Origin of the sequence: Fervidobacterium pennivorans, assembly GCF_001644665.1 — a bacterium.
Classification (GTDB): Bacteria; Thermotogota; Thermotogae; order Thermotogales; family Fervidobacteriaceae; genus Fervidobacterium; species Fervidobacterium ngatamarikiense.
The window spans coordinates 1,823,632-1,836,229 of record NZ_CP011393.1 but is presented as its reverse complement, the minus strand read 5'-3'; the positions used below and the strand labels follow the sequence as shown (position 1 = coordinate 1,836,229).

Below are 12,598 nucleotides of genomic sequence, written 5' to 3'. Positions count from 1 at the left end.
ACCAGCTTTTTCTTGTGATTCCTCTGGAAGATTGAAAACAGTTGAAAAATGGAGATGAAAGGGAGGTAGTCTAATGGGTTTTTTCATGCCAACAAAAGTGCTGTACGGGAAAGATATTGTTCTTAGGAATAGAGAACTTTTCCAATCACTCGGTGAGACATTTCTCATTATTACTGGAAAAAGTTCGAGAAAAAATGGTAGTCTTGACGACGTTTTAGACGTGCTTGAGAGAAAGCATGTTTATATATACGATGAAACTCCTGAAAATCCTCCTATGGAGGTTGTAGAGGAGATATCAGAAAGATTCGAAGACGTCGATATAGTTATCGGACTTGGTGGCGGAAGCCCAATGGACACTGCAAAAGCTGTGGCAGTGCTTATTGAAAACAAACACTTGAAACCGGAAGATCTGTATAACAAAAGTAAGTACCAAAGTGCAAAACCGATAATATGTATTCCTACCACGGCAGGAACTGGTAGTGAGGTTACTCAGTACTCTGTGTTGACTGTAAATGGTAGAAAACGTGGTTTTTCACACGAATGCGTCTTTCCAAAAATTTCATTTATTGATTATAAATACACACTTACGTTAAATGAATCATTGACACTCTCTACAGCTCTTGATGCACTATCTCATGCAATTGAAGGATTTTTGTCAACAAAAGCTACACCATTCAGCGACATGCTTGCAATTGAGAGCGTAAAGATAATCAAAGAATATCTTCCAAGGTTGATGAGTGATTTAACTAATGAATTCTACAGAGAACGAATGATGTTTGCATCGACATTGGCAGGGATGGTCATTGCTCAAACAGGAACGACGATTGCACATGCGCTGGGTTATTCTCTAACAACGGACAAAGGTGTAAAACATGGACTTGCTACAGCAATTTTTTTGCCTTATGAGTTGAAAATCGCAAAAAAACATGGTTGTCAAAAAGCAAACATTATCATCGATATGTTCGACGGTTCGATGTATGAATTTTACCGTCTTTTGAACGTAAGACTCGATACTTTAATCACCGATGATGATATATACTCTTGGGCATCAACTGCAATAAATGCTTCACACCTTAGTGTTACACCAGGAAAATACGACTTAGAAACCATTGTTGAGGCGTACAAAGAGGTTAGAGAGCGCTTTTGCTGAAACACAAGTTTCATCTGTCGCAAGTAATCTGCGTTTCAGGAATGTCGACACAAATGGTGTGCTTACCACTCTTTTTCGCTTTATAAAGTAATTCATCTGCTCTTTTAAGCACACTTATACCTTCGGCGTCATCGCTTGGCAAGATTTTGGTAATACCGGCACTTATTGATATTCGAAATTCTTTCATATCAAGAGCATCAAGCTTGTCAATTATTCTTTGGATAATCGAACGGGCGTATTCTAGAGGGGTATTCGGAAGCAGGATTGCAAATTCATCGCCACCAAATCTCACACACACGTCAGTATTTCGTGTATTTTCCAACACGACCTGGGCTAACGTAGTTATCGCAAGGTCACCTTTGTCATGGCCTAGTGTGTCGTTGATTTGTTTTAGTCCATCTAAATCGATCATTACGATACACGAGTCGCCACCGTATCGTTTTATTCGCCTAATTTCAGCTTGTAACATCATCAGAAAATACCTTCGATTAAAAAGCTTGGTCAAAGGATCCCTAAAGGAGGCTTCTTCCAGCTTCTGGATATAATAAACACGGTCTATAAAGTTCAGGATAACCGTTGCAATATTTTCTAAGCATCTTTCTGTAGCATATTTGGGCAATGACTGGTAAGAGATTTCTAAGCTTATGATTTTTTCGTCCAATCTACGTTCGTAATTAAGGCTCTTGTATGAGACTGCCTCATTAGCTTCGATTTTATCCAGAAGCTCCAGAGATTTTGTTTCCTCATGCGTTTTGATTCTTCCAATCGCTCTTCTTATATTGCGCTCTTCTTCTAATGTCTTTGTCAATTTACTTATGGCATCATGATAGTTAGTTTCTGAAGTAGCGCTGAGAACGGAAAGTAGTATATCCTCTTCGAAGTTTCTGATTTTTTGTTCTGTGACATCAACTCCTACACTTATTGTTCCGAAGGGTTTACCATCTTTGATGAGTAGCTTATTTTCCCAAAGCACCGTAATTGTCTTTCCATCTTTTGCTATGATATCGTTTTCAAATGTTTTACGGAGTTCAACACGTCCATTCATGATATCGTCAAAAACTTGCTTAACTATACTCTTTATATCCTCTGGAATAAATATATCAAACCAATTCTTTCCAAGAACTTCTACCAAACTGTAGCCTGTTTTTTCAAGAGTCCAATTGTTAACGTATGCAATTTCTCCCTTCTCATTTAAAACAACGAAGAAAACAGGAGCAAACTCAAGGTACATTGTTAACGTTTCTAACTTTTGAGTTATAACCTCATCAATAAGTAGCTGTTCTGTAATTACTTCACCTAAGGTCCAATAATATTCTTCGGATTTAAACGTTAAAAGTTTTATTTTTTCAGCTTTTGGTTTGCGTAAAGTTATAATATCCTGTGAAAAACCACTTTCGTTAACACTTTTGAGTATGTTAGAAAAGTCCGGAAAGATATGAAAAACGCTTGATGCAGTTTTTAGGCAAACAGGAACATTATCGGAGGCTTTTAAAATTTCTCCATGGGCATTGAAGACAAGTAAGAATATCTTTGACTTTTGAAGTGCAACTTTGAGGGTTTCAAAATCTAAAACAGGTCCGTTACTTTGGATATACCCCACCTCTTTTAGTTGAATACTTTTAGTTGAATATATGATAGTACCCAATTTAATTTTACCACACAGTCTAATTATATCATACTATTAAGGTTTTCAACGTTACCCTGGATTGTCTTTATGGTATAATATAAATCAGTGCACTCTTTTTTAAAAAATCATTGGAGGTGAACTTTTCGTGGAAGACCCACTGAGTTATTTATGGTATACGCTTTTCATAGTTCTGTTGATTATGCTATCGGGATTTTTCTCGGCATCAGAAACAGCACTGACATCTGTTAGCCGTCACAGGCTGAAACTTCTTGCTAAAAGTAAAGAAGAGCAAGAAGAAGAAAGTGAGATGCACTTTTTTAACAAACTACTCACCGCATTGTTGGTATCGAACAACTTAGTGAACATTTTGGCTTCTTCATTGGCTGCAGTAATGTTTTCGCAAGTGATTAAATCAGAATCGCTTTCAGCGATACTTTCCACATTTGTGATGACCTTCCTTTTGCTCATATTCGGAGAGATTACTCCAAAGATTTTGGCAAGACAAAATAGCGAGAGAATATTCGAAAGAAGTATTAAAATCATAATTTTTATCTCAAAGATGTTGTCGCCAGTAATTACTATGTTTATTGCAATTGCCAATGCAATAGTTAAACTTTTGGGTGGAAATGTGGTTCAAGAAACACCATTTATAACAATTGATGATATAGCCTCTTATCTGGAGATGGGACGTGAGGAAGGGTCCATCACCCACGAAGAGGGATTAATGATAGAGCGAACAATCGAAATGGACGAGACGTTGGTCAAGGAGATAATGATTCCAAGGATAGATATAGTAGCTATTGAGGAAACTCAGACATTGAGAGAGGCAATGGAAATCATTGTGGAAGAAGAATACTCAAGGATACCCGTTTATCGCGAAACAATAGATAATATTGTTGGAATTTGTTACGCAAAAGATGTGCTCAGTTTCATTGCTGAAAGAGGGATGGATGTTGTGGACAAAGTTCTAGTCAAGGAACTGATGAGACCTCCTCTCTTTGTGCCTGAGTTTATGCCTGTATCTGAATTGCTAAAAGAATTCAAGGCCAAGAAAGTTCATATGGCTATTGTTGTGGACGAATACGGTGGAACAGCTGGTATCGTCACTATGGAAGACATACTTGAAGAAATCTTTGGGGAGATAATGGACGAATACGACGAAGGAGAAAATATCGGAATCAAGAAAATCGATGATAATTCCTACTTGGTTGACGCTACGCTTTCACTCAACGATATTGAGAGGGAACTCAGGATAGAATTTCCGGAAGGGGAATTTGACACATTGGCAGGGTATCTTCTTGAAAAGTTTAAACACATTCCCAAGGTAGGAGAAACCTACGAGGATGGTAGAATCGCATTTAAAGTTGTTGCCGCTTCAAGAAATAAGATAGAAAAGGTCTTGGTAAGTATCAAGCAAGAAAAAGATACAGCTAAGGATGAGAACAAGGAGGACGAGGACAATGAGGACTGAAGAACTTATCCAGAAAGCCAAAGAGGCTATGGAAAACGCTTATGCTCCATATTCTCAATTTCATGTTGGTGCTGCTTTGCTTACAAAGAGCGGGAAAGTCTATATAGGTGCGAACGTTGAGAATGCATCATATGGTTTAACAAACTGTGCGGAAAGAACCGCAATTTTTTCTGCCGTAGCAAACGGTGAAAGGGAATTTGACACTTTGGTTGTGATAGCGGATACGGAAAAACCGGTTGCTCCATGTGGAGCGTGTAGGCAGGTCATGGCTGAATTCGGGGATTTTAAGGTCATACTGACTAATCTGAAAGGTGAGATACTGGAAACCACTGTTGGCGAGTTGTTACCATATGCATTTGACAAAGAAGATTTGAAAGACAAAGATGAACACAAGTAAAACTCTTTGGACATTCGTCTGAATCTTGCTGAGGTGAGTCGCTCTTGATTGAATTAATACACATCAATGAATATGTTTATTTAAAGAATGTGGATATATATCTCTCAGAAGGCCTCAACGTAATAACTGGCGAAACAGGAACTGGGAAAAGCTTAATTCTCGACGTGATTGGTTCGTTTTTGGACTATCAGAACATCCGTAGTGAGACCTTCTCGGCAGATATGGTTGTGAACCTTCGTATAGACTTCAATGAGCTTGGGATTAAAAAAGGTCAACACGTGTTCAGTGTTGAGCGAAAAAACAAGAGATTATTTTACAAAATAGACGGTCGATTGGTTAACCGTGAACAAGTCCAAAACATCCTCTCAAGTCTCATAACTATCCATAAGCAAAACTCACATATGAAGTTGTTAGACAGAGATTTTATCCTTGAGATACTGGATGAAGTAGCTGGAAACTCAAAAATACTTGAGAACTACCAAAAGCTTTACGATGAATACCAACAGGTTGTTAGAATTATCGCTACCACGGACAAAGCTACAGAGTCGAAAAAACTTGAAGAACTAAAGGAAAGAGTTGACGAAATAGTGAACGCGAATCTAAGTGAAGACGAAGAGCAAGAACTCGAAGAAAAATACAAAAGGGCACTTAACATGCAAACGCTTGTCCAAAACTATAGCATTGCTTCCCAACAACTGGAAGAGATAGAATACGCCATTAGGAGAGTTTATTCACTGATAGAGGATAAATATCACGATTTACTGGACAATGCTATGGAATCGATAGCAGAGCTTAACAATAGAATTGGCAAAGAATTGGCTAAGATAGAGGATATAAATCTTGAAGAAGTTGAAAACAGGTTGTGGGTTTATAAGAAATTGCGTAGGAAATATGGTCCAACAACGGAAGATGTGCTGACAAACTTGAAAAAGTGGTCCGAGGAAATAAGGATTATTGAAAAGACAGTTGAAATCTTAGAAAACGCGGAAAAAGAACGTCAGCGATTGGAAAACGAACTGCGTGACTTAGCACTTCAGATAAGTGAAAAAAGAAAAGATGCTGCGAGAAAAATTATAAAAGCGATTTCCGAACATTTGAAAGATTTGAATATGAATGCAAGGATAGATTTTTCCTTCTATGAAAAAACAATGTTAAGAAACGGAATAGACGAGGTTGAACTTGTTGGAAGTACGCTCTCCGATGGCCCGCTATATCCATTGCGAAAGATAGCTTCTGGTGGTGAATTATCACGTTTGATGCTTGCGTTGGAACTCAGTATGGCCAGTACCGATGTGCTGGTATACGACGAAATTGATGCTGGAATAGGTGGGGTAACTGCTGTAAAATTAGCTCAGAAACTGAGTGAACTTTCGAAAAAACATCAAGTGATAGTTGTAACCCACTTGCCTCAGATTGCTTTGAAAGCAAGCAAGCATTTGTCTTTACGCAGGATGGGGGATACAGGTCAGGTGGTAGAATTAGATGAAAAGGGGCGAATGGAAGAAATTGAGAGAATGCTGGGTGGAAAAGAGGTTATAGAAATTATTGGAGATTTAAGTAATGCTAAAGAAAAATAAGGCTGGGATTTTTTCCCAGCCTTTTTCAATACTTGCTCGCAAGTTAGTTACTCTTGTTCTTCTATTTCCTTTGCCTTTTTGATTACTATCGGGTAAAGTTCGGATATCAGTTTCTCCACTTGCTCACTGTTTTTTGTTCTTGGATCCCTCTCTAAAATATCAGCTATTAGTTTAACATCTTTGCTTAAGAACGCATCTAAAGCTTGTTTTGCAAGTAATATTCTTGGTTTTAAATACCAGTTCACAATTCGTTCTGGAATGTGATTCTCTTCAAACTCAAACTTCTCACCGCATACCTTAGCGCAGATTTCTACTGCCACGTCGTTATCAAGGTTCTTAATTTTGCCGTTGTTTAAAACGTTTACAACAAATCTTCCTGGTGTTTTAGTGACAACACTTTTTATAAATGGTACGTGTTGCTCACCGCTCAACTTTTCACTTAGTATCTCTTTTAGATAATCGTCGATAGGAGTTCCAGTTTTTAGCTGATTTATTTTTACTCCACTAAGTAACATTTTTGCAAACATATCTATTACATTAACAACTTGCGATAACTGGTCCACATACCATTTCCACCCTATTTCCGAATCAGCCCCACCCCATGGAGCTCCATACCACTTTATTTTCGTTTCAAGATTTCTGTGGTATTTCCATGTTGAATTTCTAACAGTATCCCCTACTGGGAACAAACCATAAGTTTTATACATTTCCCAAGCAACCGGTGAAAGCTGGTCATCAAAAGGATTGGAAGGTTTAAATTCCTCATATTTAATGCGCTGAGATACTTTTTCGATTTCTTCGTAAAGGTTTTTACCTTCTTTTGTTGTGAACTTTGTCAACCAAATTCCATGGTTTACTCCACCGACTTGCCATTCGTATTCCGAAACCCCTAAGAACTTTGCGAGAGCCTCTACTCCATAGTGCCCATGACAAAATCCGACCATTTTTATTCCAGTTTGTGTAGAGACAAGAGTTGTACCTTCCAAGACAGGGTTAGCAGCCTGGAGATACCAAGCTTTTGGAGCATATTTTTCAATTGTTCTAGCTATCTTCAAAAACAAAGTCATTTGATTCCAATTCGTGAGGTTGAGATAATCGGAAACAAAATTGTAGTTCTGGGCATCTATTCCGCGATAATAACCATGTTTTTCACCAATAGACCTAACAAGGTCCAGATAACCATGTCCTCCGGCCATAGCTGTGTTTATAACAAAGTCGGAACCCTCAACAGCACCTTTGATGGTATCGGCAATCTCAAATGTAAGTTTTGCCCCGAAGTATTGACTCAGTTCTTTTGCAAGTACCCGAACATTTTCGACTCGTGTTTTGTCGATATCCATGAGCACGATGTGAGAGTCTGAAAGACTGGGAACCTTACAAAAATCCGATATAATTTTCATTGAAAACACCGCACTCCCTGCGCCTATAATACTCACTCTTAGCCCTGTGTTGCTCATAGGAAATGCCCCCTCTTTTGTAATTTGAAAGATTGAAGTATCAATTCTTTCAAAGGATATTGTATAATAAAAACCGGGAAAGAGTGCCAAAAAATCATTATGGAATATAGGGAGTGGCTGGGATGCCAAGTGATAGTGTAGTAATCCTAACAGACAGTCCCGATGTTGTACAAGAAACAGCGGAGTTGCTGCAGTTTGTTGGTTATGATGTGAGGATTGTCTCAGATGTTAGCACAATTTTGAAAAAAGCAGGTGCTCAACTTATTCTTGTTTATTATCGGTTACTTAGAAATGCACAAGATGTCGTTAGGTATATTAAGACAACTGGTGAAATAAAGGACTTGCCCGTTATTGTGATAATTGAAGAGAAGAATTACGTCACATTGTTGGAATTATACCAAATAGGTATCTCGGACTATATCGAGTTACCAATTATCGATGTGGAACTTATATCGAAAATAGCCTTACACATCGAACTCAAAAAGAACAGGGAGAAAATAGAAAATTTATACAAGGAACTTCGAGACAGCCTCAATCTTGCCAGTTTACTTCAAACATTGATGCTGCCAGAACCAGTTCAGGCTTGTAATGGAATTTGGATAACATCGAAATACATGCCCTCACAAATAGTGGGTGGCGACATTTATGATTACTTCACCGTTAATGAAGATGTTTACCTTTACACTGCAGACATATCGGGACATGGTATTCAATCAGCTCTCTTGTGTTCTGCAGTGAAGTCCGTTATACGTTCAGCTGCGCAGAGAAATCTGCGAATATCGGATATAGTTAACGAGCTTCAAGAAAGTATGAAAACAGTCTCAGGGTATAACTATGTTACTGGACTTTTCCTAAAAATAACTGGTAACGAAGTTGAGTATATTAATTGTGGCCATCCTTCTTTGATAACTTACGATGGGGAAACATTCACTCAAATGACGTTGAAATCGGTTTTTCCTATTGGACTTTTGGATTACACATATACTAGTGAGGACTGCGGGAAATTTGAACTACAAAATGGTCTCACATTTATTGCGTACTCAGACGGTTTGTATTCCATATTCGAGCGAACAAGGTCTTCGGAGGACTCTATGCGGCTATTACTTGACTTTCTAAACAAAGAGATTTCTGGGATAATGCCTGAAGCTTTGCCGTTTGCAGTGGCCAGTGCTCTCAAAAAGCGATATTCAGATTTGCCTGATGACTATTCATTTGTTGCTTTTGGACGTACATTGGGGCTAAATTACTATTCAGAGAACTCGAAGTACGAGACAATACTTTTAGACCAAAAGATGAAAGAATTAGTGAACGAAATTGTTCTGAGTGCAAGTGGAGATAACTATACTCTCTTGATTAATGACCACGAGAGATACTGGTCAGTAGTGACCAAAAATGTTGAAATTGGACGAATTTTGAGAAAACTTCCCATGAGTATAACGATGAGCTTTGATGATGTTGAATGTGTGAAAATATTCAAGTAAAGCCTGCAAAATCAGATGAAACGCTCCAAGTTTTCCAATAGTAATCTGATAGCCCTCGTCTGTAATTCAAGCGACATAGAAGGTAAATTTTCCTTCTTGCCCTCTTTAATTGCTACTTGCTCAGGTAAAAAAGGAAGGTGTATAAATAGCACGTATTTTGGTATACCAAAAGTTCTAGAATAGTGGAGTGAGTAGTAATAGACCTCATTGCAAATATACTGACCCGCTGTGTAAGAAACAAAAGCTGGTATTTTTTTTGCATTTAGAAAATTAGCGATTTCCCTTACATTGATACGTGTCATATATCCGTCAGGACCGTTCTCTAAGATGGGAGTTTCTCTCTTTATCTGTCCGTCATTGTCGGGATGTCTTGAGTCGAGTAAATTTATCGCAACTCTTTCAATTCTTATCGCAGAAGTTCCACCGGCTTGCCCCAAATGCAGTACAAAGTCTACATAATGATTCTTGTAATACTCTTCAAGCACTTTCGTACTTTTCTCGTAACTGACAGGCAGTATCAATGTTTCAATATGTATATTTTGAAAGTGCTTTTTTGATAGTCTTTTTACAATTTGCATACTCGGATTGACTTTTTCACCTCCAAAAGGTTCAAAGCCGGTGAGAAGAACAGTTACTTTCCTGTTTTCAGAGTCCATACTTCATCCCCTCCCAGTAAGTTGTTTTGTTTTAAAAAAGCCAGTTCAACAAAATTCTACCTTTCTTTTCTCAGTTGTCAAACATCAGAGAAAACAAGACAAGTTTGAGATGTTGTGAGACATTGCGAGACGTTGTGATTATTTTCTCAAATATTAACAAATTCTTGATTAACATAAGCGGGCAGTTGGTGTAGAATAAATTTGAGGTATTTGGTTAAAAAATCCAGTTGAAGAGGGGGATTACCATGGGAAAAGTCAGGATTTGGAAACCAACAGATGATGAAATTAAAGAAGCAAAATCATGGAATACGTGGAGCAAAGAAGAAAGCACTTTTGACTGGTATTACGATGAGCCTGAACAGTTTTACGTGGTTGAAGGTGAAGTTGAAGTTGAGCTTGATGATGGAACAAAGGTAAAATTTGGAGCAGGGGATATGGTGCGTTTTGAAAGTGGTGTATCTTGCACCTGGCACGTGAAGAAAAAGATTTTTAAACATTATAAGATGGGATAGTAAAGAAATTTACAAAGGTAGGATATGGTTCTATGAATAACGAACAGAAAAAACGTAAAGTTTTGGCTTACGTGTTTTTGTTAATCACATTGCTTGCTTTTTCAAGTATAGAAGTTGTATCCAAACCTTTGATGGACAAGGTAGACCCATTTTTCATGACCTCCTTTCGCTTTTTAATTGGCGGACTTTTTTTGATACTCTTCGTTAAGCAAGATCCGGAGGTTAAAGATGTGATTCCAATCACAATTATAGGTGCACTTAACAGTATTATTTCTATGACCTCGCTACAGTTAGCGGTGAAATACTCAAATGCCTCAACTGCTGCAACTCTTGTTGCAAGTAACCCTATTTTTGTTTCCTTATTTGCATCTTTTGTCCTGCAAGAAAAGTATCCACTGAAGAAATATATTGGTATTGGACTTGGTTTTATTGGTATATTTATTTTTAGCTTGGGAAAAATCAAAGGTGATTCATGGCTTGGTATATTCTTTGGTATTCTTGCCGCACTAACTTTTGGACTTTACACTGTTTTAATGAGAAAATATACAAAAAAATACGGTCCATTACTTGTAACTGCTTATTCATCACTTTGTTCAAGTTTTGTATACATAGCCTTACTCGTGGCTTTCAGAAAATTTGCTATTCCGACTCAAGTCGACTTCGTTGGTTGGATAATTGTTATCTATTTGGGTTTAGTGGTTACTGGAGTTGCTTATCTTACGTATTTCAAAGCCATGGAGACACTTGGTGCAACACAATCTAGCAGGATATTCTTCCTAAAACCTGTAGTTGCAACTGTTTTTGCACTAATTTTGCTTGGGGAAACGTTAAGTATTTTCAAAATCTTGGGAATGTTAATCGTGCTTATTTCACTAGCTCTTTGAGTAAGAGAAGTAAAACAAAGATGGTTTTTAATTTTAAGAGCCTTGTGAAAAAAAGAATAAGTGATAGAAAAAGACGAATAACGTGCAGAAAAAGAAAGAAATTCCCAAAAGATGCCAATTAGATACTCATTTAGAACGGTGAACTTTGCGCATTATCATGTTATAATAATCACGAAGTGTGAAGGAGGGATGTGTGTGGCCGTATGTGAGCAACATAAAGAACTTTACGAAGAACTGGACGCTTACATTGAAAAGGTTAAAGACAAACCTGGTATGCTTATAGGTGTTCTTCACAAAGCACAAGAACTTTTTGGGTGGTTACCACAGGAAGTTCAGGAGCACATAGCGGAGAAGTTGAACGTCCCAGTATCTGAAGTTTATGGTGTCGTGACGTTTTACAATTTCTTCTCCACCAAGCCAAAGGGTAGATATCAAATAAAGGTCTGCCTTGGAACCGCTTGCTATGTTAAGGGCGGCGACAGGGTTATGGAAAGGTTCTTAGAGGAACTTGGTGTGAAGGCGGAAGAAGTAACTGAGGATGGTTTGTTCTCTGTCCATCCAGTGAGATGTCTCGGAGCTTGTAGTATGGCACCGGTTGTTTTGATTGGTGAAAAAGATTTCTATGGAAAAGTAACTCCCGACATGGTTAGTAAAATCATTGCTGCGTACAGGAGGGGTGGGTCGCAATGAGTAAAGTAAAGAGCTTGGAAGAATTAATGAAAATTAAAGAACAGGCACTTCAAAATATCAAGATGAGAGAATCAGGAAAAAGAGGAAAGATTGTTGTCGCGATGGGCACATGCGGAATTGCAGCAGGTGCAAAGGATACGTTGAAAGCGATTGTTGAGTATCTAAACGAAATGAAAATAGACGACATTGCGGTTGTACAATCAGGTTGTATGGGATTGTGTGAAGTTGAGCCAACTATAGAAGTTGCCCTCGAAGGTCAAGAACCAATAGTCTACGGGAATGTGACTCCAGAAAATGCAAAGAGAATAATTCAGTCACACGTACTTGAAGGAAAAGTCGTTTCAGACTTGGTTGTTAAAAGAGGCGAAGTTTAAAAAAAGGTGGTTGCAAATGGTAGAAATTCACGTTTGTGTAGTAGGCTGCTGCAAAGAAAATGGAGGTTTGAACATACGCGATGAGTTTTTAAGACTGGCAAAACAGATGGGATTTCAAGAAGAGGTTAAGATTGTGGAAGCCGAATGCTTGGGAACATGCAAATACAGACCATCCGTGATGGTTACTGACGGTGAAAAGAAATACTATTATGGGATGATGAACACCGACGTAGTTAAAGATATCCTCAAATACCATCTGGGACTGATAAAAGATACAAAGACGTTCGAAAATAATTTAGTGAAAGTGGAAACGGATAAGTAA

13 protein-coding genes are annotated in these 12,598 nt (G+C 38.1%); 10 read left to right on the top strand and 3 right to left on the bottom strand.

Translation table 11 applies throughout. The annotated features are described in order from the left end of the window. The first annotated feature begins 73 nt into the window (after nucleotides 1-73). Complete coding sequence (locus JM64_RS08490) at nucleotides 74-1,150, top strand: iron-containing alcohol dehydrogenase family protein (RefSeq protein WP_064012250.1); 1,077 nt, start codon at nucleotides 74-76, stop codon at nucleotides 1,148-1,150. Between the two features lie 10 nt (nucleotides 1,151-1,160). On the opposite strand, the gene JM64_RS08485 is transcribed toward JM64_RS08490, so the two are convergent. After that, nucleotides 1,161-2,795: a sensor domain-containing diguanylate cyclase gene (locus JM64_RS08485; protein ID WP_231882361.1), complete on the bottom strand. Its 1,635-nt coding sequence runs from the start codon at nucleotides 2,793-2,795 to the stop codon at nucleotides 1,161-1,163. A gap of 127 nt (nucleotides 2,796-2,922) precedes the next feature. On the opposite strand from JM64_RS08485, the gene JM64_RS08480 reads away from it, so the two are divergent. Genes JM64_RS08480 through JM64_RS08470 form a run of 3 tightly spaced genes read left to right on the top strand, consistent with a single transcriptional unit; the run spans nucleotide 2,923 to nucleotide 6,222 of the window. Beyond that, nucleotides 2,923-4,248 (top strand): hemolysin family protein, encoded by a 1,326-nt coding sequence (locus JM64_RS08480; protein ID WP_064012249.1) that lies wholly within the window; start codon nucleotides 2,923-2,925, stop codon nucleotides 4,246-4,248. Further along, nucleotides 4,238-4,645, top strand: coding sequence for a cytidine deaminase (locus JM64_RS08475; protein WP_064012248.1), 408 nt, complete (start codon nucleotides 4,238-4,240; stop codon nucleotides 4,643-4,645). The genes JM64_RS08480 and JM64_RS08475 overlap by 11 nt, the downstream gene beginning before the upstream one ends. Nucleotides 4,646-4,689: 44 nt before the next feature. After that, entirely contained in the window at nucleotides 4,690-6,222 is a 1,533-nt protein-coding gene (locus JM64_RS08470) for an AAA family ATPase (RefSeq protein WP_064012247.1), read from the top strand. A gap of 47 nt (nucleotides 6,223-6,269) precedes the next feature. Here JM64_RS08470 and aglA read toward each other — a convergent pair whose 3' ends face one another. Next, nucleotides 6,270-7,679, bottom strand: a complete 1,410-nt coding sequence (gene aglA / locus JM64_RS08465; RefSeq protein WP_064012246.1) for an alpha-glucosidase AglA — start codon at nucleotides 7,677-7,679, stop codon at nucleotides 6,270-6,272. 122 nt (nucleotides 7,680-7,801) lie between these two features. Here aglA and JM64_RS08460 point away from each other — a divergent pair, with 122 nt between their 5' ends. Further along, the gene (locus tag JM64_RS08460; RefSeq protein WP_064012245.1) at nucleotides 7,802-9,160 is read left to right on the top strand and encodes a PP2C family protein-serine/threonine phosphatase; all 1,359 of its coding nucleotides are present in this window, start codon (nucleotides 7,802-7,804) and stop codon (nucleotides 9,158-9,160) included. An 11-nt stretch (nucleotides 9,161-9,171) separates the two neighbouring features. Here the strand turns inward: JM64_RS08460 and JM64_RS08455 are convergent, their stop codons facing one another. Then, complete coding sequence (locus JM64_RS08455) at nucleotides 9,172-9,816, bottom strand: pyroglutamyl-peptidase I (RefSeq protein ID WP_064012244.1); 645 nt, start codon at nucleotides 9,814-9,816, stop codon at nucleotides 9,172-9,174. 245 nt (nucleotides 9,817-10,061) lie between these two features. Here JM64_RS08455 and JM64_RS08450 point away from each other — a divergent pair, with 245 nt between their 5' ends. From JM64_RS08450 to JM64_RS08430, 5 genes are all read left to right on the top strand, one after another. After that, nucleotides 10,062-10,328, top strand: coding sequence for a cupin domain-containing protein (locus JM64_RS08450; RefSeq protein WP_064012243.1), 267 nt, complete (start codon nucleotides 10,062-10,064; stop codon nucleotides 10,326-10,328). A 32-nt stretch (nucleotides 10,329-10,360) separates the two neighbouring features. After that, nucleotides 10,361-11,212, top strand: a complete 852-nt coding sequence (locus tag JM64_RS08445) for a DMT family transporter (RefSeq protein WP_064012242.1) — start codon at nucleotides 10,361-10,363, stop codon at nucleotides 11,210-11,212. Between the two features lie 195 nt (nucleotides 11,213-11,407). After that, complete coding sequence (locus JM64_RS08440) at nucleotides 11,408-11,902, top strand: NADH-quinone oxidoreductase subunit NuoE family protein (protein ID WP_014451662.1); 495 nt, start codon at nucleotides 11,408-11,410, stop codon at nucleotides 11,900-11,902. Continuing rightward, complete coding sequence (locus JM64_RS08435) at nucleotides 11,899-12,276, top strand: (2Fe-2S) ferredoxin domain-containing protein (RefSeq protein WP_064012241.1); 378 nt, start codon at nucleotides 11,899-11,901, stop codon at nucleotides 12,274-12,276. The genes JM64_RS08440 and JM64_RS08435 overlap by 4 nt, the downstream gene beginning before the upstream one ends. 16 nt (nucleotides 12,277-12,292) lie before the next feature. Then, nucleotides 12,293-12,598: a (2Fe-2S) ferredoxin domain-containing protein gene (locus tag JM64_RS08430; protein ID WP_014451660.1), complete on the top strand. Its 306-nt coding sequence runs from the start codon at nucleotides 12,293-12,295 to the stop codon at nucleotides 12,596-12,598.